This is a genomic window from Halomonas sp. AOP12-B1-6, from assembly GCF_052379225.1.
Lineage (GTDB): Bacteria > Pseudomonadota > Gammaproteobacteria > Pseudomonadales > Halomonadaceae > Vreelandella > Vreelandella casei.
Window position 1 is genome coordinate 626,054 of record NZ_JBQSYK010000001.1, and the last position, 24,088, is coordinate 650,141.

A 24,088-nucleotide genomic window follows, 5' to 3' on the forward strand; every position below is an offset into this window, starting at 1 on the left:
GTTAGGACTTACGATCCGGCTTGATCGTTAATGTGAGGCCGCATTTGAGCATGAGCCACCTCTGCGCTAAACAAGCATTCGGTATGTAACTAGCAAAGTTGCTATGCTTACCGGCTCTATTATCTCTGTGTGTATTGGAGCAAAAAAGTTCGTGAAGACAGAATCAAGTACGTTAGCGTTCTCTGCCTTTATGGCACTGCTGATCGGCTGTGCTGGCATTACCGCCACGCTGGCATCTAACTCTCAGGCGATCTTGCTGGATGGGTTGTTCAACCTTATCTATTTCAGCATAGCACTGGTGACGATTAAGGTAAGCAAGCTGGCGAGTCGTCCCGATAGTGAATCCTATCCGTTCGGGTATAACTATTTTGAGTCGCTGGTAAATCTATGCAAAGGGCTGCTGATTTTAGGCGTATCCATTTTTGCCTTGGTGGATGCTGTCGCTGCGCTACTTACCGGTGGCCGTGAAATATCGGCGGGAATCGCCGTCCTGTATGCGCTCTTTGCCACCGCCGCCTGCTCGCTAACCGCCTGGGTGATGCATCGCAGCCAGCGTCATGTTAATAGCCCGCTCGTTAGCGCCGATAAGCTCAACTGGATGGTGAATAGCTTAATCTCTGCCGCGATCTTGATGGCGTTTTGCCTCGTGGTGCTTTTTGAGCAGATGGGCTGGTACACCGTGCTGCCCTATGTGGATTCAGTGTTGGTGATTGCCGTCGTTATTCTGTGCTTAGGTGTGCCGGTACGTATGGCTTCCCAAGCATTAAGAGAATTACTCAACAAAACGCCTGAAGAAGCTATCGCAGAGCCTGTACGCCAAGCCGTAGCGCGTGGCCTCGTTGACATTGATACCGTAGAGGTGCGCGTGCGCATGGTTCGCCCCGGCCGCATGCTGTATGTCATGGTGCACGTAGTGCTGCCTGAAACAGCCGATGTTTCAATCGCAAGCCAAGACGAACTGCGCGGCCGTATTGATAACGAAGTACGCCGTTATTACGCGCCGGTGGTATGCGATGTCGTGTTTACTGCCGATACCCGTTGGGCAGCACCCTCTTGTGGGCTATTGGTCAAAACGGACGTTTAAGTACCGATGACGCACTAACTACTGCGCCCTTCGCAACAAACCAATGGTGACGACGACTCCGCCAACCAATGCGAGCCCAAACAGCGTTAACGCGAGCGTATGGCCCACCGCATCAATCAGTATTCCCGTACTTATCACGGGAATACTGAAACCCATGTAAGCCATCAGAAAATAGCCCGCGCTCGCTTGAGTAGACAACATACCGGCAATTTCTAATACGCCGCTTAATCCCCCGAGATAAATAAATCCATAGCATGCGCTGCTAGCGGCAACCGTGCCGATCAGCACTACGAAGAGATAACCTTGAATCGCACCCCAAGCAATCAAGCTATAGGCCAGCGGTAGAATAACCAGGCCCAATACGGTTGCGGTACGGGGCGCCAGTTTTCTCGCCCAAGGTTGGAAAAGCACGCCGCAGCTGCAAATGCCAAAGATGGCAAACCCACTCCACGCCGATAAGCCGTGTTTCTGCAATGTCGATGGCAGTATCGCGATCACCAACCCCACCGTTGCCCAGGCTAGTAAAATCGCTAGCCCATACGCCAATGTTCCCGGCGGATAGCTTGGAAGGCGCAACATGGCGTTGTTAACCGCATTTGGCGCGTAATCATCGAGTGTGATAATCATCAGCAACGCCAGCGAGGCCGCCGCCAGGTAAAGCCATAGGCTTGGAGGCGATACGCTGGGCGCGTGGAAGATAAACAGGCTGGTAACGGCAGCCCCTAGACCAAACCCAAGCGCCGTACTGGCCGTTACGTAGCTCGTGGCATCGTTCGTGGCACTGTTAGTGGTATCGCTCTTTTGATCTTCAAAAAGCATTTGCATGTAAGCGGGCGCTACCGCTGACGTTAGCCCCATGCCGACACCCAGTAAAAAGCGAGCAATGCCCAACCCTAATAAACTAGGCGCCATCAGAGTAATAGCAGTTGCGAGCAGGCTTAGCAGCAAGGCAATTACGATTAATGGCTTGCGCCCCACTCGGCCTGCCAAACCGTTTAAACCGAGCAATACCGGCACAATGCCCGCCACGTAACAAGCAAATGCGATGGTCGTAGCCCCAACGCCAAAGCCATCGCGAACCGCTAGCGCATCATAAAGGGGAGCCTGTAAATTAACACCGGCAGTTATCATACACAGCGCAAACGCCAAGCGGATGGCGTTACATCGTTTCATGAGCGGTTCCTAACGGATCATTTTGTGAACCGCTAAGCTCGCATTTTCACCAACGCTGGGTAAGGTACACTTAAGCACCATTATCCAAGCACTGTTCCACTCTTTTAAAGAACAGTTTAAATAACCGTTTCTAAGAATTGTTTTTAAGAACCGTTTCTAAGAACCGTTTAAAGCCACAGGACCACTCATGGAACTATCCATCAATCGGCATGGCGGTACGCCCATTGCGCAGCAGGTCGAAGCGAGCATTCGAGATTGGATTGAAACGCAGGGGTCGGGAGGTGGCCGTCGTTTACCTTCTATTCGCCGTTTAGCGGCCACGCATGACATTAGCCGTAATGCGGTAATCGAAGCCTATGAACGTTTGGTTGCCGCTGGATTGGTGTGCTCCCGACGTGGTTCAGGATTTTATGTCGCGGATAGCGCTGCATCGTTAGTCTCACAACCATCCATTAATGACGCATTGGAAGAGGTCACAAACGGCTTGTGGGGGCTTTTCAATGCCAATGAGCACACGCTCAAGTTAGGCTGTGGTTGGCTGCCCAGCCATTGGCGAGAAGGAGACGACCTAACCCACGCTATTCGCCACGTAGCACGCAACAGTCGCGCAGGAATTTTCGAATACAGTACGCCTCAAGGGCCCCTAGCGCTGCGCGAGTTGATTCAAGAGCGTTTGCGTGTGCTGGCCGTGGGTGTGGACGCACAGCAGATCGTGATGACCGGCGGAGGTAGCCACTCGCTCGACCTGATAATAAGGATGCTTTTGGAGCCCGGTGACGTGATGTTTGTAGAGTCGCCAGGCTATTATAATCTGTTCGGGCTGCTGCACTTTCAGCGCATCCGCGTCATAGGTGTGCCTCGCCTTGCCGACGGGCCCGATATCGAGCGTTTAGAGCAATTATTAGCCGAGCATCGCCCTAAGCTTTTCTACATCAACAGCGTGTTTCATAACCCTACCGGCAGCACCCTAACCCCCGCCATTGCGCATCGGGTATTACAGTTGGCGGAACAGCACGATTTTCAAATTATCGAAGACGATATCTACGCGGATTTCCAGCATACACCCACCTCGCGCTTAGCAGCGTTAGACGGTTTAAACCAGGTTTTCTACCTTGGCAGCTTTTCGAAAAGTCTTTCTTCTTCGTTACGGGTAGGCTTTATCGCTTCCCCGCCGACGCTGATACAGCGCTTAGTAGATATCAAGATGTTGACCAGCATTTCCGCATCACGCTTTGCTGAGCAGGTCGTCATTACCATGCTGCAAAACGGTAGCTACCGGAAGCTCACCGAACGGTTAAGAACCAAGCTATCCAATCAAATGGCGATAGCACTCACGATGCTTAAAAAAGCTGGTTGGGAAATTTATACCGAGCCCGCGGGAGGAATGTTTATTTGGGCGAGGCCACCCTCTGACACCTCGCCCGAGATGCTGATTGAACTGGCTAATCAGTGGGAAATCACGCTATCGCCGGGGCATTTATTCTTTGCTGATCACCAGTCGACACCATGGTTACGACTTAACGTTGCCTACATGCAAGACCCAAGAGCGAGAGCGTTTATTGAAGCGGCGAGCTAACAGCGCCCTGCTAAGCGAGTCATCTAAAATAGATTATTAGCGCGATTACCTCACCTGCTAACGAAGCGATTAACTCGCTAACGCATTGAGTTCGTCATACAGCGCTTTGGGGAACGTGACGCCATTAGCATGACTTCTTTCCCGAGCTTCAAAGCGCCGCTGGGAAGGCAAGCGTGCGCCTTGGCCAAGAATACTGTCGAAAAGAACTTCGGCATGCTTGAGATGACTTTCGGCCTGGCTGCCGAGAAAAGCCTCAGGCGACATCGCAATAATCAGCTCGCCATGAAAGGGCTTACCGGTTTTCTCGGCATTCGCCGCCTGGGTTTCATGGCCAAGTAGATCGCCAATCAACGGGCCGGCTAACAGCTCCACCATGGTAGAAAGTGCAGAGCCCTTATAGCTTCCAAAGGGCAGCATGGCACCCGCTAGTGCGGCCACCGGATCGGTAGTGGAGTTGCCTTCATCATCGATCGCCCACCCGTGGGGAATCGACTTACCAGCGCGCCGATGAAGCTCTATCTCGCCGCGAGCGACCACACTGGTGGCAAAATCAAACGTATATGGCGTTCCACCAGGGCGCGGCCAGGAAAACGCGATGGGGTTGGTACCTAAAAGAGGCAAAGTACCGCCCGCAGGTGCAACAAAGGCATGGCTCGGCGTCATTGCCAACGCCACAAGCCCTTCTGCGGAAAGTGCCTCAACCTCAGACCACAGGGCTGAGAAATGAAAGCTATTGTTAATCGCGAGAGCTGCAATCCCATTCGCTTTAGCTTTTTCTATCAGCATCGGCTTGCCAATCTCAAACGATAGCAATGAGCAGCCTTTATTCGCATTGACCTTAACGACACTCGCAGCCTGATCCGTAATACTTGGCTCTGCGCTGGTATCAACACCGTCGTTAAGGGCGGTCTGGACACATCCAATCAATCGATATAAACCATGCGAGTGGCACTCATCGCGCTGTGCCGCCAAGACGCTTTTGGTAATCGCATCGGCATGGGGCTGACTAAAACCGTTATGAGTGAGCACCTTGTTACTCAGTGCTTCGGCTTCCTTTAGTGAAATAGTAATATCACTACTCATAGCATCACCTAACTATTTATCTTTATTGGTTTTTTTATTAAGCACTAAAAAAAGCAGGTACCGAGCACCTGCTTTTTATTTACCTATCGTTCGAGCATTTTTACAGCTCGCGCTTACCGTCGACTAAGCGTGTAGTACTCAGAGGATTACCATCTTTCAGCGCCTCGGGTAGCAGCCCTACTGGCAATGACTGGTAGCAAACGGGGCGTAGGAAACGGTGGATAGCCGCCGTGCCTACTGACGTCGTGCGGGAATCAGACGTTGCCGGGAACGGCCCGCCGTGTACCATGGCATGGCAAACTTCAACGCCAGTGGGCCAGCCATTGGCCAGAATACGGCCAGCCTTGCGCTCAAGCGTGGGCAGCAGCGCTTTGGCGGCATCCAGGTCTGCGTCATCCATATGCAGCGTTACGGTTAGCTGACCTTCAAGCTGCTCAGCCACACGTTTAACTTCGGCTTCATCAGCGCATTCGATCACTAAAGAGCTGGCACCAAACACTTCAGCCTGTAGCGCTTCTGAAGCAAGGAAGTCACTCGCTGAAGCGGCAAACAGGCCTGTCTGGCATTGGTAATCGCCACCCGCTTTACCGCGAGCAACTTCACGCACTTTATCCGCACTGCTCAAGCTAGCAACACCCTCTTGATAAGCACTGTGAATGCCTGGAGTGAGCATGGTCTGTGCACCGCTAACTTCAACGGCGCCTTTCGCAGCTTCAATGAAAGTGTCCAGCTCAGGGCCTTTCACCGCGATGACGAGGCCTGGGCTAGTGCAGAACTGGCCGGCGCCCATATTGAGCGAACCAATAAATGCCTCACCTAACGCCTTGCCACGCGCTTTCAGCGCCGCGGGCAATAAGAACACAGGGTTAATGCTGCTCATCTCGGCATAAACCGGAATCGGCTGTGGCCGCGCCTGAGCTGTTTTCATCAGCGCCGTACCGCCGCTGCGCGAACCGGTGAAACCCACCGCCTGAATACGAGGATCATCGACCAGCGCCTGACCGATTTCTCGACCGGAGCCGAACAGCAGTGAAAAGACACCTTCGGGCAAGCCACAGGTTTTTACGGCTTTTTGAATCGCCCGCCCAACCAGCTCAGAGGTACCTGGATGCGCAGAGTGACCTTTTACGACCACTGGGCAGCCCGCCGCTAGTGCAGATGCCGTGTCGCCACCGGCAACCGAAAATGCAAGCGGGAAGTTGCTGGCCCCAAACACAGCCACTGGGCCTAGTGCGATATGGCGCTGGCGCAAGTCAGCGCGCGGAAGCGGCTGGCGATCTGGCATGGCCGGATCAATACGAACATCCAACCACTCTCCTGCACGTACAACGGAGGCGAATAAACGTAGTTGGCCGCAGGTTCTGCCACGTTCACCCTCAAGACGCGCCTGAGGAAGCCCAGATTCCGCCATGGCACGCTCAATTAATTCGCTGCCAATAGCTTCAATTTCACTAGCGATCGTTTCAAGAAACGTAGCGCGCTCTTCAAGCGACGTTTCTCGATAGGTGTTATACGCTGCTTCGGCCAGCTCGCAAGCTTGCTCAACGTGTGCTCGACTGCCGCCTGCATACACTGGCTTTAAGGATTCGCCGGTTGCAGGATTAACCGCTTGGATATTGGCCTGTGTACCGGTTACTGACTTTTGGCCGATTAGCATTTCGCCTTGAATCGTCATACGTTGCTCCTCATATGGTTCAGTGATCTCACTGGTCGCGATATTTTGCGTACATGTTGCGCGCCCGGTTAAGGTGTTGAAACATCGTTTCACGGGCGGCTTGGGCATCGCGGGAAAGAATGGCTTCAATAATGGACGTGTGCTCTGCCTGAACTCTTTCCAAGTAAAGTTCGGAAGATATAGGGTTAATATCGGTACTCAGCAGCTTGGCGCGCGGAATCACGCTCTGGCTCCACTGCTTGTAAAAAGATTGGAAAAAAGGATTTTTAGTCGCCGTCGCGATGGCAAAGTGAAAAAGATAATCCTCTTCCCGCGCCTGGCTTTTCTGGGCAAAGGCATTGCTAAAGGCTAAATGCTGAGTCTCTAATCGCTGACGGTCTTCGTCATCATGGCGTAAAGCTGCCAGCTCAGCTGCTGCGGGCTCTAACGTCAAACGCAGCTCCAGAAGATGTAAAATATCTTCCACCGTAGTCGGATTGATGCGCTCAGCAGGTCGTGCTTCTAAACTAGAAGAACGCAGCACCGTGGTACCTACGCCACGTCGTGTCGCTACTAGCCCCAGGGATTTAAGATGGGTAATTGCCTCACGGATAACGGTGCGACTCACACCAAAGGAATCGCAAAGGCTGTTCTCTGTAGGTAGCTTTTCCCCCACGCTGACCTTGCCTTGGGTGATCAATGCTTCCAGCTGATTGGCCACGTGAACGGACAAGCTTCCCTGCTGCATCACTTTAGTTACTTGAAGCGGTTTTAGGGCAGATGCCGTTGCGTTTTGCTTGGCCATGAAAGCTATCCTTAATCAAAGGCTAGGTTGTATTATATTATACAACCTAGATCTCGAGAGAACCATTAGACGTCGTCTGGATGGCCTAGTTTGGTAAATTTGCCCCCATGATAGCGCACTGCGAAATCGTTACTATCAATATCGCGGTCAATCTCTTCCGTCTCAGCTCTCCAGGGTTCAGAACTATCTCTCGGCGACCAGCCTAGGAAGGCTACATGAGAGTTATCCCACCACTTTTCGGCATTATCCGACGCGCCGTAGATGACCGTATAGCCTAAGCGCGGGGTCATAAAAGCGCGTTCTAAGAGACTAACAAAATCACCCAAACTCAGCCAGGTTGCCATCATGCGAGTATCGACAGGTTTATCGAAACACGAGCCAATTCTGACGCTCAGCGTTTCCACCCCAAACTTGTCGTAATATAGGCTGGCGAGGTTTTCACCGAAACATTTCGAAACGCCATACAAAGAATCTGGCTTTTGCACTGCTTGGGTATCGATACGCTGATGTCGCTCGTAAAAGCCTATAGCGTGATTGGAACTAGCAAACACAATGCGCGGCTTACCCTGTTTGCGCGCGGCTTCATAGAGGTGGTAAGTCCCCATGATGTTGGCCTGTAAGATGGCCTCCCACGGGCTCTCTAGCGACATACCACCAAGATGAACAATGCCATCGCAATCACGCACTAGGTCAGCGACCGCCTGCATATCATTAAGGTCAGCTTGAACTAGCTCTTCACCCTCCCCCGGCGTGCCTAAATCTGCAATGTCGGAAAGCCGCACATGCTTGGCAAGCTTCGACAAATGAGGTCGTAGGCTTTTGCCCAGCCCGCCCGCTGCGCCGGTAACGAGAATGCGATTTAACATATAAACTCCTTATTCTTTTATAAAGGCTACGTTTGAAAACGTAACGTTTCAACAACACCTAAAGCCTCAAAAAATCGAGCTCCATAAATGAGTGAACTTTAAAACTAGGCCCTTTCAAAGCCGTATAGTGAGGCAGGGTTATCCACAAGAATTTTTTGGCGCACATTCTCATCGGCCCAGTGCAGCAAGACGTCTAACTGATCAGCATCATCAGGGTAGTGCTCCCGAGGAACGCCAACATGAGGCCAGTTCGAACCCCAGATAACGCGCTCAGGCGCATGCTGGATAAGTCGCTTGGCAATCGGATCTACGTCGGCATAATCGGGGCCGCCGGTTAGGCTGGTTTCATAGCCCCCGCAAATTTTAATCCATGCATTTCCGCGATCTAGCAAACTTAGCATCTGATCAACCCGTGCATCGTCAGCGGCCACGGGAGGCATGAACTTGCCGATATGATCGATAATATAGTCGGTTTCAATCGCTTTCAGCGTTGTCATGTAGTCATCTATTTCACGACCATTAAACTGCACCATTAAGTGCCAGCCAAAGGGACGCACACACTTTTCGACAGCGGCCAACTCTGCAATTCCCACTGCGCCACCGGGTAGCTGCATGATCCTGGCACCGCGTGCACCCTGGGCATGCATCGACTCAATCTGTGATTCAGAAGCACCGGGGGCTACTGCCACAATGGCGCGGGCGCGCTCCTGTCCAATTTCTTTAACCCCTTGCAAAATGGCTCGGTTATCAAATTGATAGGCATTGGATTGTGTTACCACAACGCGTTCCAGAGAAAGCCATTTCTGGACTTGTTGATAATCAGAAACCGTCGCCAACTCAGCGATATTGGGTCCACCCGGCTGGGATTCATAGCCAGGTAAATATAGATGCATATGACAATCGGTCGCCCCTGCAGGCGCCTTTAGGAGAGGTGGTTTACCGCTTAGCAGCCGTGTATTCGTGGGGATAGACAAGGTTACTTCTCCCTAAGTGCGTAGGTGACCAGCGCATCTCGATTAATTTCAATACCTAATCCCGGGCCATCCGGGATTGTCATAACGCCCTGACGGTGTTCAAGAGCGGTGTGGACAATAGCCTGACGAAAAGGGTTCTCGGTGCGATCAAACTCCATAATGGGTTCAATCGGATTGCGCCGTGGCGGATTGGGCGCCAGAGCCGCCATGAACTGCAGGCTTGCTGCTATACATACAGCAGTCCCCCAGACATGTGGCACTAAACGCACGCCGTGCATAGCCGCCATATCCGCCACTCGCCGCATTTCGCTGAAGCCCCCCACACCGCAAATATCCGGCTGCACAATATCCACTGCGCGGCGCGCAAGCGGCTCATGCATGGCGTAGCGACCATGCCAGTTTTCACCGCTGGCAACAGGGATCGGTTGATCGGCTCGAACGGCTTCATAGGTAGCGATTTGCTCGGGTAGCACGGGCTCTTCAAACCAGTCGATACCCAGCGGCGCAGCGCGGCGACCAACCTCAATGGCTTCTAGATAGTCATAGCCATGATTGGCATCAATCATCAGACGCATATCAGGTCCGATAGCATCACGTACGGCGGCAATGACGGCCAGATCTTCCTCAACGTCAAAACCAATTTTAATTTTGACCGCATGGAAGCCTTCACGACGATAGCCCGCCACCTCAGCGGCGACATCCGTAACACGATCAACGCCCGCACGCCGGAACGAACCAGTAGCATAAGCACGCACACTATCTCGAAAACGGCCGCCCAGCAGCGTCGATATCGGCACGCCAAAGTGCTTACCCTTAATATCCCATAGCGCTATATCAATACCGCTCAGCGCCGTCATGGTTAAACCACGCTGCCCTTGATCTCGCAGCCGGTTGTAAAGAGAGAGCCAAACTTTCTCCGTTTGCAACGGGTCTTCACCTATTAACGACTGCGCGTATACGTCGACAATCGCGGCATTAGGCTTCGCCGGCCCTAAGCACTCGCCCCATCCAATGGTGCCATCATCACAGATGACTTCGACCAAGCAGTGTTGGCGGCGCGAAAAGTGCATCGAGGCACTCTCGAACGCCGTCTCAAGCTGGTAATCAAGTATATGGGTGTTCACAGCAACTACTTTCATAATCGATCTATCCCTTAGCAGCTCAACTTACGAAGCCTTAGCGGAAAAAGCCTGGTAGCGTCAATGAGATAGCGGGCACATAGGTCACCAGCATTAAGGCAACAAAAAGCGCCAAGAAAAACGGCCAAATAGTACGCACCGCTTCTTCAATTTTAATCTTGCCGATCACACAGCCAACAAACAGACACGCGCCTACTGGGGGGGTACACAAGCCTAGTCCCAAGTTCATCATCATAATGATGCCGAACTGAATCGGATCCATTCCGAACTGCATAGCCACCGGTAGAAAAATAGGCGTACAGATCAGAATTAACGCCGCCATGTCCATAATCATGCCCAAAATCAACAAGATGATATTGAGCATCAGAAAAATCACGACCGGCTTATCGGAAATAGCCATCAGGCCTGTCGTCAGCATTTCCGGGACATTGTAGAGCGCAAGCAGGTAGGAGAAGGCCGATGCGCAGCCGACTAAGATCATTACCAGCGAGGTGGTTTTTACCGATTGCACTACAGCCGCTTTAAAAGAGGCCCAGGTCAACTCGCGATAAACGAGACCGGTCACAGCAATCGCGTAAATGGCGCCGAAGGCTCCCGACTCCGTAACGGTTAGAATGCCTGACAGCACCCCACCGACAATGATCACCGCGGTCATAAGTCCCGGGAGTGAGGCAATAAAGCTAATAATTAACGCATTCCAACCAGGGAATGCTTCGCCTTTATAGCCGCGCTTTACTGCGACAACATAGGCTGCCACAGCAAGACTCAGGCACATCAAAATACCGGGCACAATGCCAGCAATAAATAGTTGGGTAACAGAGATACCACCGCCTGCTGCTACCGCATAAAGAATCATATTATGGCTCGGCGGAATCACCACACCAGCGACCGACGAGGTCACCGTAACGTTCACGGCATAGTCGGCGTCATAGCCTTTCTCTTTCATAACAGGAATTAGAATGGAGCCTAACGCAGAGGTATCCGCCACTGCCGAGCCGGAGATACCCCCGAACAACATGGAAGAACTGATATTCACCATTCCCAAACCGCCACGTACTTTACCCACCATGGCCGAGGCTAGGCGCACAAGGCGCGTGGAAATACCACCATGCATCATTAGCTCGCCGGCGAAGATAAAGAAGGGAATAGCGAGTAATGAAAAAACGGAAATGCCTGAAAGAATGCGTTGAAAAGCAACAAACAGAGGCAAGCCTTCATATAAAAAGGTCACCACCGCAGCTAAGCCAACAGCAAATGCGACCGGTGCACCGACTAAAAGGCCTAGAAAAAATATCCCGAAAAGAATCATAAGACCCATCGTTTATACCCTCTTCACTTTTCGAGTTAGTAAGCGCTGCGCTATATCAGTGGCTGAAAAAAGCATGATTAACACGCCACATATCACCAGAGGGGCCGCACGCCAACTTTCTGACATACCGATCATGGGAATAGCTCTTTCTAAGTTGGTCATCACCAACGTCCAACCCTGGAAGGCCATAAACCCACCAAAGGAGAAGATAAAAAGGTCTGACATATGGTGCATTACATCGCGTAAAGGCCCCGCGAACCTTTCACGAATAAAATCAATATTGAGATGGGTATGGTGTCTTACGCCCGCCGCTGCGCCTAAGCAGGTGATATATACAACCAGCACCAGTGCAGCCTGTTCGACCCATGTGGGCGTATTATTTAGCGCATACCGGCCAAAAACTAACCACCCGAATATAGCAATCAGGATGACTAACAAAATGCCCGCGATAAGGATGCATAATGCAGCAATATTATTTAAGGCTCGATCAAGCGTGCCGCTTTCTGCTAAGTGCTGATCATCAAGGGGTGGTTCGATTTTGTTACTCACGACACATTCCTTTTAAGCTTCCGGCAGTGACTAGCTGCCGGAAGCACATCAATAGAAAATCACTCAGCTGCGCGAATTTCCTCGATCAGCTCGCCTGTGCCTGGGTTGTTAGCAATGAAGTTTTCATACATAGGTTCCATAAGCGCCTGGAAGGCAGCCTTATCTTCTACTTCATTGATTTCAACGCCATGGTCTAGAACGATTTGACGGCTCTCTTCAGAGCTTTCTACCCAAAGCTCACGCTGACGTTGTGAAGCTTCTTCGGCGAGGCCACTGATAATGGTTTGATCTTCCTCTGAAAGGTCATCCCAGCTAGCTTTAGCGACACACAAACACTCAGGAATGATCAAGTGTTCGGTTAGTGAGAAGTAATCGGTTGTTTCGTAGTGATTACTTGATTCAAAAGAGGGAAAGTTATTTTCAGCACCATCAAGCACGCCAGTGGTTAAACTCTGATAAACCTCTCCATACGACATCGGCGTAGCATTACCGCCCAGCGCCTCCATCATCTCGACATAAAGATCATTGTTCATAACGCGAATCTTTAAGCCTTGAACATCTTCGGGCGTGTTAATGGGCCGCTTGGTGTTGTAAATACTGCGTGCGCCTGAATCAAACCAAGAAAGCGCAACTAGGCCTTTTTCCTCTAAGGCATCAGCAAAGCGGTCGCCAATTTCACCATCCATTACCGTGTGCATGTGTTCAATATTGTTGAACAAAAAAGGTAATGAGAAAACATTGGTTTCTTTAACAATCGGCCCCATCGGCCCCATATTAAAATTGGCAAAGTCCAACGCCCCGTTGCGGGTCTGCTCAATGGCGTCCGACTGATCACCTAACACGGCATTATTATAGACGCGTGGATTAACGCGCCCTTCCGTTTGCTCAGCCACAGCCTCAGCAAACTCCTTGAGCGCCACGGAGTTGGGATAACCATCTGGATGAATGTTCCACCCGCGCCAGTCTTCCGCTTGCGCAGGCAGCGCAAAGGCTACTAATGCAGCTGCGCCAACGATAGGTGCTAGGGTCTTCAAAGGGCTTTTTTTCGTACGGTTATTGGTGCGCATTTCGAACATCCTTTTGTTATTGATAGCTTTTAGTCGAAGATACTTATGTCGCGTCTGTTAGTACTTATAGGGCCAAATCGATCAGGCATTGAGTGGCTGACAGCTCTGCATTGGCTGGCATTATCGGCAGTGTGCGAACACGTACAGCAGATCGGTCTAATAAAATTTATGTAATACATCATACAACTAGAAAGATAAGTTCCAAGGCATGCTGGCGCAAGATAAAAAAGTTAGATTTAAACCAAAGTATCAGTTCGAAGCACGCCAGCTGAGCATTTATAAAAAACACAAAAATACCGTAAATATCTGAAATTAGTATTTATTACCATCAATAGCGGATGCAGCGGATGGTCAACGAACCAGAGCCGGCCGCTTAGGATCAAACTCCCACCCAGGCACCAGATACTGCATGGCCATTGCGTCGTTTCGCTGAGTCACATCCAGCATTTTATATAGGCGATTCGCCTCCATTAGCTTTTCTTCATCCAGCTCGACACCCAGTCCCGGTGTGGTCGGAACGTCTAGCTTTCCATCACGGATGAGGAATGGGTGTTTCGTGATACGCTGGCCATCTTGCCAAATCCAGTGAGTATCAATCGCCGTAATATCGCCAGGGCAAGCCGCGGCAACGTGCGTCATCATTGCTAATGAAATATCAAAGTGATTGTTACTATGCGACCCCCACGTCATCCCCCATTCGTGGCACAGTTCGCCAACTTTGACAGCACCTTGCATCGTCCAGAAGTGACAATCCGCCAAAGGGATATCCACTGCATTCAATTGAACGGCGTACTGGAGCTGCTTGAAATCAGTCGCGATCATGTTGGTCGCCGTTGCTAAACCAGTACGCTTCTTAAACTCTGCCATGGTTTCGCGTCCCGAATAGCTTTCTTCCTGGCCACAGGGGTCTTCTGCATAGCTCAGCAAGTGCTTAATCGGCTCTAGAATTCGAACCGCTTCATCAAGCTTCCAAGCGCCGTTAGGGTCAAGCGTCAGTCGCGCATCAGGGAAGGCGTCGTGCAACGCGCGGATGCAATCGGCTTCGTCTTCACCGCTTAACACCCCGCCCTTTAGTTTGAAATCTTTAAAGCCATAGCGCTCATAGGCTGCTTTGGCTAAATTGACAACGGCATCTGGCGTCAGCGCTTCTTGATAGCGTATTTCGTCCCAGCGGTCTCGGGGGTTCTGCGCCTGAAGGTAAGGTAAGTCTGTCTTACCGGGGTCGCCTAACAAGAATAGATAGCCCAGCACATCGACTTGGTCACGCTGGCGCCCATACTGACCAAGCAAATCTGCCATGGGTAGCTGAAGCGCCTGGCCGTAGAGATCCAGCAGGGCCGACTCGATACCGGTAATAACATGCACCGCAACGCGCAGGTCGAAGGTTTGGCGGCCCCGCTCTTCACGTCCATTTTGAGCGAGCAACAGGCGCACTTGATTAAGCGTTTGCTTAACATTATTGATAGGTGAGCCTTCCACTAACTCACGACACTGCGCAAGCCCGCTCAGTATGCCTGCGCTGGAAGGGATTTCACCCACCCCCTTATTGCCTGCAGTATCCTCGAGGATAACCACGCAGCGGATAAAATAGGGTGCGTGTCCGCCGCTAAGATTCAGTAAAAAACCGTCGTAGCCTGCCACAGGAACCACACGCATGGTTTTAATCTTCGGAAACATATGACGTTACCTCTATTATTATTGCCCCTTACCAAAAACCTATCCTTGCAATCAGGTTACGGGGGCCGGGTTAAACAACACCAGGTCGTTATGAATACCTAGCCGATCAGCGGCGGCCTGTTTACGACCACTGGCGACATCAAGAATTAGATGAAACAGCTCCCAGCCAACCTCTTCGATACTGGCATCACCCGTGGCAATGGAGCCTGCATCCAAATCGATAATGTCATGCCAGCGCCGGCCAAGATGGGAGTTAGTAGACACTTTAAGCACGGGCACCATGGCTAACCCATAAGGCGTTCCACGGCCCGTAGTGAATACTTGTAAATTCATTCCAGCGGCTAGCTGCAGGGTTCCACAAATGAAGTCGCTAGCGGGCGTGGCCGCAAAGGTCAGCCCTTTTCGACGCAGGCGCTCACCCGGGCCGATCACGTCAACAATGGGCGAGTTACCCGATTTGATGACTGAGCCCAATGCTTTTTCAACCACATTACTGAGACCACCCTTTTTATTGCCAGGTGATGGGTTAGCGCTGCGATCTGCCTGCCCCTGAGCAAGATAGTCATCGTACCAGGCCATTTGCTCAATCAGCGCCCTGCCCACCTGCTCGTCGATAGCGCGTGGCGTCAACAGATGGATGGCATCGCGCACTTCTGTCACTTCGGAAAACATCACGCTGCCGCCGGCTCGCACAATAAGATCCGTCGCAAAGCCGACCGCAGGATTCGCGGTAACCCCAGAGAAGGCATCACTGCCACCACACTGCATGCCAACGACTAAATCTGATGCTGGGCAAGTTTCCCGCTGACGGCGATTGAGCCGCTCTAAATGCCGCTCAGCCATGGCCAAAATGCCCTCGACCATCTCTCCAAACCCTTCAAAGCTTTCATCTTGAAGGCTCAGCACATTGGCTTCAGGGTCAGCAGCCTCGGTGTTCTCATAGATTTTTACGGGTCGATCATCAAGCAACGTAGAAGGCTGCAGCTTCTCGCAACCCAGACCAATGATCATGATCTCGTTACCAAAATTCGGATTCAAAGCGATGTTTTTAAGGGTGCGAATCGGCACGATAGCAGCCGGTGCATTAATAGCCACGCCACAGCCATAGCTATGATTCAGCCCCACTACGTCGTCTACGTTGGAAAAGCGCGGCAGCAGCTCACTCTTAATACGCTGCACCACGTAGTCGACGGTGCCCGCAACACACTGCACGCTGGTGGTAATGCCCAATACGTTCTTGGTGCCAGCGCTGCCATCAGGATTGCGAAAACCCTCAAAAGTGTAGCCATATAGTGGCTCAGCGGCCGGTGCCTTACGCGTAGCCAGCGGTAGTTCGTCGAGTGCAGGCGCGACAGGCATGCGCATATTTGTTTCGTTAACATGGCCACCGCTAGAAATAGCGGTTTCCGCGTTACCGATCACTTCACCATAGCGAACAACTTGATCACCTTTCGCTAAATCCACCAGAGCCACCTTGTGGCCCTGAGGAATCGACATGGTCGTGGTGCACCCCTCTTCAATCAGAGCACCTTCGGCAAGACCGCCGTGCTCAATGACAATGGCAACATTATCATTGGGATGTACTTTAATTACGCGAGCGCTAGTCATGGTCTGTGTCATGGTGTTTTCCAAAAGTAGATTATTTATTGTCGGCGGCTTGGCTCAATTCCAGCTTTTGCCTGGCGCGAGACTTAAATCCCATGATGATCGAGAAAATGACGGAGGCAGCGATTAACCCCCACAGCACCATGGCAATCGGACTTTTGGTAAAAAAGATGGAGTAAGTGCCAAAAGATTCGAGGCTTTTAACAAAGTAGACTTCTATCTGGCTTCCTAAGATAAAGCCGATGATAAGAGGAGCCACTTCTAAACCGATTTTCTGAATCACATAGCCCAATACGCCAAAGATAAGCAGCGTCCAAACATCGAACATAATGCCGTAATTAATCGCATAAGCGCCGACCACGCACATCATGACAATGATGGGATAGAGAATATGTTTGGGTACCATCACCACCTTGGCAATGTATTTAATGGCATAGAACATTAAAAAGAACATGACGATATTGGCAAATATTAATGCCGTCATCATGATGTACCACGTTTCGGTATTTTCTGGGATAAACAGCGGCCCTACTTGAATACCCTGGAGAGTAAAAGCACCAATAAGCACCGCCGTCGTAGCGTCACCAGGAATACCTAGCGACAGCAACGGGATAAGTGCACCGCCGGTTAGCGCATTGTTAGCAGACTCAGACGCAATCAACCCTTGAGGCGCGCCTTTACCCATTTGAGAAGAGTCGCGAGCCAGGTTTTTCTCCTGGGTATAGGCCAGCACCGATGCAGCGCTGCCACCAACACCAGGCAGTATGCCAATAAAAGTACCGATAAAAGAAGAGCGCGTTAAATTCACAAAACTACCTTTGAAGATCGACAGAGAAAACGGGCTCTGCTTGCCAACCTTCATACGCTCGTTACTCACATCGCTGCGAACGCCTTTTTCAGCGTCTAGCAAAATCGCGGATATACCAAAAATACCGATCAATACCGGAAGCAGTGAGAATCCTTCAAATAAGTAAGGCTCCATAAAGTCGAACATCAACCGGGTATGACCATTACCGCCATCTGAAATACTGTAGTCGCCAATCAAACTAAGCCAGATGCCAATCACACCGCTGAAGATACCCACCAGCATGCTGCTTGAAAGAGAGGCTATAACGCTCAGGGCCAATAGAATAATGAGAAACTTCTCTACATAAGAGAACTTAATCGAAAAGTCGGCTAGCAAAGGAGCAAACAGAAACAGTACAGCGGCACTAATAAGCCCACCAACGACGGAAGCAACTACGCAGATCCGTAGCGCCTTTTCCCCCTCACCTTTACGGGCCATCGGATAGCCGTCAAACGTGGTGGTAATAGAAGATGGCGTACCCGGAATATTGAGCAGCACAGCAGGCACCATGCCACCCGAAATACCGCCCACATAGAGGCCAAGTAATAACGCTAAACCGTAGTTAAGCCCTAGTGCATAGGTCAGTGGCAAGCAAACGGCGACGGCCATCGTCGCCGTCATACCGGGAATAGCGCCGAAGATGATACCAACTAGGGTTCCAAATCCGACGAGCAGAAAAAAAGTGAGATCGAGCAGTGACAGGAATTCCATGGCGGTACTCGCTTAGGTCACGGTAAAGTGATGGTGAACAGCTTGGCGAGAACGAACCAGGCTAAACTAGGGGCGACAACAGCATTAATGACGATGATAGTCACTGACCTTTTCGTCCACTCATGCACATACAGAAGTGACATAAGAAGCACGAAAGCCATTGAAACAAATAGAAAGCCATAGCCCGTATACGGGAAAAGATCGCCTACGACGGCCATCAAGTAAAAATACGCCGCTATAAGGATAAGAGTGCCAAAAAAACGAAAGCGATCCATAGGCTCACCGACGATCGGCAGAGTCCGCTCGCCTCGTTTCACAGCCACTAAAAAAGGCGCTACCTTGGTTAACAAAATCAGGGCAAACAGGCCACCCATCATCCAGTGGATAATCCTCGGAAAGAATAAGTGGGAGGTTTCGAAATCTATCGAAACGCTTAATAAACTGGTTAGACCTGACTCCATACTAGCTCCAGACATTGATGGGCCGCATGCTTATCATTCTCGGCATACAAAAAGCTAGCGGCATACAAGCCGCTAGTTTCACCGCGTTTACTTAATGTTATTAATGATTTCTTCGTAACGAGACATTTTATCGTGCAAGTACTCAGACGCTTCTTCAGAAGGTTTAAAATCGGGGATAAAGAAAGAGTTCTGTAGGACTTCTTGAATTTCTCCTTCCGCATAGATTTCAGCAAGCGCTTCGTCAATCTGGCTTACGATGCCTGCGTCCATCTCTTTGTTGTAAAGGAAGAAGAACTCTTTATCGAAGGTAAAGCTCTCGTCTTCAGCCGCATCGCCCCCAATCGTCACATGGACGTTAGGCTCAACATACTCAAGCAACTGCTCGCGGGTGGTTTGACCTAACCCCTCTTCATTGGCTTGCTCAATCGTGCTCTGACGAGCCGTTAGCCAAATAAACCGCATAGCTTTCTGATCGTCTTCCGGCAGGCGCGTGTACTGCTCATTGGCCTGAACGCTGCCATTGATAACATCGGCTTGGCCATCGAAAAGCTGCTGATTTTTATCGGACTGAGAGCCGGTATTAACGGCAACTAAATTATCCTCTTGCCCCGGATGCTCGATAGCAATCGCGTTTTTCAAGGCACTAAAGCCGATCTCAGAAACGCCACCAGGCTGGACCGCAACACGAACAGTCTCGCCACTGCCTACCGCCTCAATAATGTCATCGAGATTTTCATAAGGAGAATCCTTAGGTACTAGATAGGCATTACCCGGATTAATCGAGATCGTGGGGCCAATGATGTACTTCTCAAAAATGTCGTCATATCCCTGAACACCATAAAGGTGCCCAAGGTATGACTGATCATGAAAGATCATCAACGTATTGCCGCGAGAGTCCCTGTCCAGGGTACGAAAAGCGGAGCTTGCCCCAACCGCATCTACCTTCATGTTGAGACCAAGGCGCTCAGCTAATCGGTCAACGACAATGCTGGCATTTTGATAGGTGTCGCCCCCGGTAGACGTAGAGCCAATCACCACCCGAATATTACCGCGGAGCTGGCCCTCTTGAGCCATGACAACCCCAGAATGGATGGCCAATGCTGCTAGCAATGTAGCTGAGCCAACGGTTGCAACCACCTTCTTAGATATCATCATCAGTTAACCTCTTGCGTGCATTATTGATTTATTGTCGCTTAGTGGTTATCACTTCTTGACACGATCAATGAGTGTCTCTAGCTCTTTACATTCAGCAGAAGAAGGCATAACCAACGGTGCCCGCACGTCGCCTGCTGGGCGACCTATAAGAGCAGCGCCGGCTTTAATCAAGCTGACGGCATAGCCGGCTTTTTGATCACGTAGGTCTACAAACGGAATGAAAAAGTCGTTGGTAATTTGTTTAACAACGCCTTTATTTCCTTTACGCAGTTCCTTGTAGAAGGTAACCGCCATATCAGGAACGAAGTTGAATACCGCCGAGGAGTAAGTATTCACGCCAATAGAGAGATAGGCTTCGGCAAAGATTTCAGCCGTAGGAACACCGCCGATATAGGACAGACGATCGCCAACCGTTTTGATAATTTTGTTTAACGCCTGAATGTCACCTTTGCCATCTTTCAAACCAATCAGATTGGGGCAAAGATCGGCAAGCCGCTGAACGGAAGGAGCCGTCATAATACCGTTGCCGCGATTGTAATAAATCACGTTTAGCTCAGTAGAGTCACACACTTGGCGTGCATACTCGACCAACCCATCCTGTGGGCACTCGGTAAGGTATGGAGGCATTAAGAGAATGCCATCAGCGCCCGCCTCTTCTGCCGCCTTTGCAAACGCCACGCTTGCTTCAACGCTCAACCCAGCGCTAGCAATAACCGGCAGTCGGCCATCAATGACCTCAACCGCAACGCGAACAATCTGACGATACTCGTCAAGCGACAAGCTAAAAAACTCACCCGTACCCCCGGCTACAAAAACGGCTGAAATATCATGACTGATGAACCACTCTAAACGCTCACGATAGCTCGCCTCATCAAAGCGGCCTTGGCTATCAAAATCAGTAATAGGAAATGATAGCAGGCCATCGCCAATGGCATTTGTTACTGCTTCTTTTGAAAATTTCACGTTGTACCCTCTTTTGTAAATGCGTTGACCCCTGGGTGAGCTAGCACCATCGAGCTGCCCAACGCTTAATGTAATACATCATACAACTCTGAAGATAAGTATCCCGAAGGCATGGTGCAAGCACAAGCTGTGAAATATAAACCAAAGTAGTAGCTGCAAGCAGGCCTTATACCGCCAAGTCTTCTTCGCCCAACCGTCAACAGGCCTTAGCACGCGGCAAGGGACGAGTTTTTATCGCCATGTCGCACTCCTAATGGTAATCGCCCGCACCAATGCTGGCTCTTATGGTGCGGGTCGAATAAAGGAAGCGATGCTTATTAATTAGCGACGAGACTCAGGCATTGAGCTTCGGCTTCTTACGCAGAATCAGATAGGCAAATACGGCGGTCAACACCAGGAACGCTAAACTATCTGGACTCGTCAAAAAGATGATCGGATTACCATCATTGAAGGACAAGGCTCGTCGCAAGTACTGCTCTAGGTCTGGCCCTAAGATGAAGCCCAGTAACATGGCAACAACTGAATAGTTATGTTTGCGCAGGAAGAAAGCCAGCACGCCAAACATCAGCGCCAAAAACATCTGGAAAATGGAGAAGGTTGCTACGTAGCTTCCGACTAACGCCACCACGGCAATAGAGCTATAGAGAAGGCCACGGGAAATCGAGACGATACGAATAAAATACGGCCCGAATAAAAATAGCGTCAGCGGGATAAGAATCAACGCACTCACGAACAAAGAAGCAAACATTGGTGCAATCAGGTCGGCCTGCTGTTCAATAAGACGCGGCCCAGGCTGTAAACCATTGATCACCAAAACGCCTAGCACGATAGCCGTTGTCGGATCCCCAGGAATACCAAACATCAGCATGGGCACGAACGCCCCTCCACACATGGAATTGTTAGCTGACTCAGCCGAAGCGATCCCTTCGCGGCTACCATGACCATACTCTTCCGGCTTCTTGGAGCCACGTTTGGCATCAGCATAGGCGACAAACGCCGCCATTGACCCACCGGCGCCGGGCAGAATGCCGATGGCATAGCCTATGAAGGCGCTTTTAATATAGGTAAAAAAACCGATTTCACGAATCTCGGACCAAGGTGGAATGAAATCACGGCGGCGAATTTTGAGCGCTTTGGCACGATCAAGCGTATCGTCAAGAGAATGGTTCCAGTTTTGCGCCTGAACCAGCAGCTCACTTACGGCAAACGCACCAATGACCACAGGCATCAAGCCGATACCTTCGACTAACAATTCGGTGCCAAAGTTGAAACGCGGGATCGGCTGGAGCACATCAATACCCACGGTGGCCAGCATAATGCCCAGAGTGGTTGCCACAATTCCCTTAGCGACAGCGCCTTTATCGACAATAATAATCACCACAAGCGCAAAAAGAACTAGCGAAAACTTCCCTGGCGTACGGATCAACAGCGCAAGTTCGCCGGCAATCGGCATAAACGCCATGAGCAATAATGCACCAACCGCCCCGCCGATCATGGAGCCCAATGCTGCGTGACCTAGCGCATTAGCGCCCTGCCCCTTTAACATCAGAGCATTGCCTTCTACGGCCGTCATCATTGACGATGGTGCACCGGGAATATTGATGGTCGTGGCCGTTATGCTGCCTGAATACATCCCCGCCATGAATATTGAGGCGCACATAACCAGTGCGGGGACAACATCAATTGTGTACGTAATAGGTAATAGCAGCGCAATGGCCAAGACGGAGGTAAGGCCGGGCATTGCACCGAAAAATGTGCCAATCAAAAAACCGGCTATCATGAAGCCCAGTACTTCCCAGCTCATCAAGGCGCCAAAACCGCCCAGAAAACTAACAAATGTATCCATCAGAACCCTCCTAACATTGGAGGCAGACGCACGCCAAAAATACCGGCGAACAGGCCATAAAAAACCGCCGTTACGGCAATGGCATACAGCGCAAAGAAAGCGGGACGCTTCCGCTCAAAGTCAAAAATAAGAAACAGTGCCACCACAAACCCCAGCGTGGCAGGGATATAACCTAAAGGACGAAACACGGTGATATAGACTGCCGTTGCCATCACAATCATTAACGGCCTGAGAAAAGAGCTATTCGCCGATACCTCTGTATCTTTACGCCACTCGCCCACCAATACAGCCACCAGTGCGATGTACATGATGATCGCCATAAGAATGGGCATGAAACGTGGCCCTACGATAGTGTCACCGCCAAACTGTGAGCGAATACTCAATGCTTCTGCCAGATAGATCGTAGTCAACATCAACAAAAAGACTGGGAACAGTACTGCCGACGTTCTGAATCGCTCGACGTTGTTCATTGATACAGAACCCTTTAAGTGAATGGATCGTGGCATTGAAATCAATGCCACGTGCTTCACGCTACTGTTTACTTAGACATAACGCCCGCTTCGACCAGTGCATCCATTTCGCTAAATAGTGATTCGGCGTTTTCTTCAGCCCAGGGGGTTACCTCATCAATACCTAACCAATTAGGCGTCACGCCAACATTGGTCACCCACTCCTGAAATTCATCACTGTCATACGCCGTCTTATAAGCGTCTTCTAGAATCGCAAGTGCTTCTTCTGAGGTGTCTGCGGGTGCTGCAAACACAATGAAGCTCCCAATGCGCAGGTCTATTCCTTCTTCAGCCGACGTTGGCACGTCAGGATAGGTAGGGTTCTTCGTATCTGTAAATTCGACCAGCCCACGTACGGTGCCGTCTTCAATAAGATTTGAAAAATCGCCCAGGCTAGTTAGCGCAACATCAACCTCATCAGACAAAATGGCTTCTTTCTGCGGAGCGGCCCCGCCTGGGTAAGAAACGATCCGGAACTCAGCGCCCGTTAAATCCTGCAGCTGCAAAATAGCTAAGTGGATGCGTCCACCCAGATTTTGGATGGCGACGCGTATCTCGCCAGGATTTTCTTTGGCAGCTTCAATAAGGTCGTGAATCGACTCATAGTCGGAGTCAGCATCAACCACGATAGCGTCGGGTTCGCTCGTCACCCGAGCAATCAATTTAAGCTTATCGACATCATAACTCGGCAGCATGGCCTGCCAAGGCACTGTTACTAGGCTGTCGTAGGTCAGCGCGCCGATAGTGTAACCATCTGCGCGAGCGCTCATTAGCTGACCGGTTCCGGTAGCGCTAACGCCCCCTTCAATATTTTCCACGTACATAGAAACATCGAGGCTGTCCTCGGCAATACTGGTCAGCTTACGGACGATACCATCAGTGCCGCCGCCGGCCCCCCAAGGAACTATTACGCGAATATCACGCTCGGGATAGTCAGCAAGGACAGCGCCGGAGATCGAGGATAAAGCTACGGCTCCAGCCAGTGTAAGCAGGGATTTCTTATGCTTGTACATTGTGTCTACTCCTTGTGCACAT

21 protein-coding genes are annotated in these 24,088 nt (G+C 50.8%); 2 read left to right on the forward strand and 19 right to left on the reverse strand.

Going from position 1 to position 24,088, the window contains the following annotated elements; translation table 11 throughout:
* The first annotated feature begins 151 nt into the window (after positions 1-151).
* Positions 152-1,084, forward strand: a complete 933-nt coding sequence (locus ACT3TR_RS02870; RefSeq protein ID WP_096282416.1) for a cation diffusion facilitator family transporter — start codon at positions 152-154, stop codon at positions 1,082-1,084.
* Positions 1,085-1,102: 18 nt separating this feature from the next.
* On the opposite strand, the gene ACT3TR_RS02875 is transcribed toward ACT3TR_RS02870, so the two are convergent.
* Positions 1,103-2,257: an MFS transporter gene (locus tag ACT3TR_RS02875; RefSeq protein ID WP_444624566.1), complete on the reverse strand. Its 1,155-nt coding sequence runs from the start codon at positions 2,255-2,257 to the stop codon at positions 1,103-1,105.
* A gap of 187 nt (positions 2,258-2,444) precedes the next feature.
* Here ACT3TR_RS02875 and ACT3TR_RS02880 point away from each other — a divergent pair, with 187 nt between their 5' ends.
* Positions 2,445-3,833: an aminotransferase-like domain-containing protein gene (locus tag ACT3TR_RS02880; protein WP_444624565.1), complete on the forward strand. Its 1,389-nt coding sequence runs from the start codon at positions 2,445-2,447 to the stop codon at positions 3,831-3,833.
* A 69-nt stretch (positions 3,834-3,902) separates the two neighbouring features.
* Here ACT3TR_RS02880 and ACT3TR_RS02885 read toward each other — a convergent pair whose 3' ends face one another.
* The 18 genes from ACT3TR_RS02885 to ACT3TR_RS02970 all read right to left on the reverse strand — a co-directional run bounded on the left by ACT3TR_RS02885 (position 3,903) and on the right by ACT3TR_RS02970 (position 24,066).
* Positions 3,903-4,916, reverse strand: a complete 1,014-nt coding sequence (locus tag ACT3TR_RS02885) for an Ldh family oxidoreductase (RefSeq protein ID WP_444624564.1) — start codon at positions 4,914-4,916, stop codon at positions 3,903-3,905.
* Positions 4,917-5,016: 100 nt separating this feature from the next.
* Positions 5,017-6,591: an aldehyde dehydrogenase (NADP(+)) gene (locus ACT3TR_RS02890; RefSeq protein ID WP_444624563.1), complete on the reverse strand. Its 1,575-nt coding sequence runs from the start codon at positions 6,589-6,591 to the stop codon at positions 5,017-5,019.
* A gap of 28 nt (positions 6,592-6,619) precedes the next feature.
* Positions 6,620-7,375 (reverse strand): FadR/GntR family transcriptional regulator, encoded by a 756-nt coding sequence (locus ACT3TR_RS02895; RefSeq protein WP_444624562.1) that lies wholly within the window; start codon positions 7,373-7,375, stop codon positions 6,620-6,622.
* 65 nt (positions 7,376-7,440) lie between these two features.
* A complete protein-coding gene (locus ACT3TR_RS02900) occupies positions 7,441-8,241 on the reverse strand; it encodes an NAD-dependent epimerase/dehydratase family protein (RefSeq protein ID WP_444624561.1) in 801 nt (266 codons plus the stop codon).
* Positions 8,242-8,345: 104 nt separating this feature from the next.
* Positions 8,346-9,134 carry an amidohydrolase family protein gene (locus ACT3TR_RS02905; RefSeq protein WP_444624560.1) on the reverse strand — a complete coding sequence of 263 codons (789 nt, stop codon included), beginning with the start codon at positions 9,132-9,134 and terminating at the stop codon, positions 8,346-8,348.
* Between the two features lie 83 nt (positions 9,135-9,217).
* Positions 9,218-10,354, reverse strand: a complete 1,137-nt coding sequence (locus ACT3TR_RS02910) for a mandelate racemase/muconate lactonizing enzyme family protein (protein WP_444624559.1) — start codon at positions 10,352-10,354, stop codon at positions 9,218-9,220.
* A 37-nt stretch (positions 10,355-10,391) separates the two neighbouring features.
* Positions 10,392-11,672, reverse strand: a complete 1,281-nt coding sequence (locus ACT3TR_RS02915; protein ID WP_444624558.1) for a TRAP transporter large permease — start codon at positions 11,670-11,672, stop codon at positions 10,392-10,394.
* A 3-nt stretch (positions 11,673-11,675) separates the two neighbouring features.
* On the reverse strand, positions 11,676-12,212 hold the full coding sequence (locus ACT3TR_RS02920) for a TRAP transporter small permease (protein WP_444624557.1): 537 nt from the start codon (positions 12,210-12,212) through the stop codon (positions 11,676-11,678).
* A 59-nt stretch (positions 12,213-12,271) separates the two neighbouring features.
* Entirely contained in the window at positions 12,272-13,279 is a 1,008-nt protein-coding gene (locus ACT3TR_RS02925; RefSeq protein ID WP_444624556.1) for a TRAP transporter substrate-binding protein, read from the reverse strand.
* Positions 13,280-13,630: 351 nt separating this feature from the next.
* Positions 13,631-14,956 (reverse strand): enolase C-terminal domain-like protein, encoded by a 1,326-nt coding sequence (locus ACT3TR_RS02930; protein WP_444624555.1) that lies wholly within the window; start codon positions 14,954-14,956, stop codon positions 13,631-13,633.
* Between the two features lie 51 nt (positions 14,957-15,007).
* Positions 15,008-16,576 carry a galactarate dehydratase gene (gene garD / locus ACT3TR_RS02935; protein WP_444624554.1) on the reverse strand — a complete coding sequence of 523 codons (1,569 nt, stop codon included), beginning with the start codon at positions 16,574-16,576 and terminating at the stop codon, positions 15,008-15,010.
* Between the two features lie 19 nt (positions 16,577-16,595).
* Positions 16,596-18,119: a tripartite tricarboxylate transporter permease gene (locus tag ACT3TR_RS02940; RefSeq protein ID WP_444624553.1), complete on the reverse strand. Its 1,524-nt coding sequence runs from the start codon at positions 18,117-18,119 to the stop codon at positions 16,596-16,598.
* 17 nt (positions 18,120-18,136) lie between these two features.
* On the reverse strand, positions 18,137-18,580 hold the full coding sequence (locus ACT3TR_RS02945) for a tripartite tricarboxylate transporter TctB family protein (RefSeq protein ID WP_444624552.1): 444 nt from the start codon (positions 18,578-18,580) through the stop codon (positions 18,137-18,139).
* 87 nt (positions 18,581-18,667) lie between these two features.
* Positions 18,668-19,735 (reverse strand): ABC transporter substrate-binding protein, encoded by a 1,068-nt coding sequence (locus tag ACT3TR_RS02950; protein ID WP_444624551.1) that lies wholly within the window; start codon positions 19,733-19,735, stop codon positions 18,668-18,670.
* Positions 19,736-19,783: 48 nt separating this feature from the next.
* Complete coding sequence (gene kdgD / locus ACT3TR_RS02955) at positions 19,784-20,698, reverse strand: 5-dehydro-4-deoxyglucarate dehydratase (RefSeq protein WP_444624550.1); 915 nt, start codon at positions 20,696-20,698, stop codon at positions 19,784-19,786.
* 334 nt (positions 20,699-21,032) lie between these two features.
* Complete coding sequence (locus tag ACT3TR_RS02960; RefSeq protein WP_444624549.1) at positions 21,033-22,544, reverse strand: tripartite tricarboxylate transporter permease; 1,512 nt, start codon at positions 22,542-22,544, stop codon at positions 21,033-21,035.
* Complete coding sequence (locus tag ACT3TR_RS02965; RefSeq protein ID WP_444624548.1) at positions 22,544-23,014, reverse strand: tripartite tricarboxylate transporter TctB family protein; 471 nt, start codon at positions 23,012-23,014, stop codon at positions 22,544-22,546. The genes ACT3TR_RS02960 and ACT3TR_RS02965 overlap by 1 nt, the downstream gene beginning before the upstream one ends.
* 68 nt (positions 23,015-23,082) lie before the next feature.
* Positions 23,083-24,066, reverse strand: a complete 984-nt coding sequence (locus ACT3TR_RS02970; RefSeq protein WP_444624547.1) for a Bug family tripartite tricarboxylate transporter substrate binding protein — start codon at positions 24,064-24,066, stop codon at positions 23,083-23,085.
* Positions 24,067-24,088: the final 22 nt, after the last annotated feature.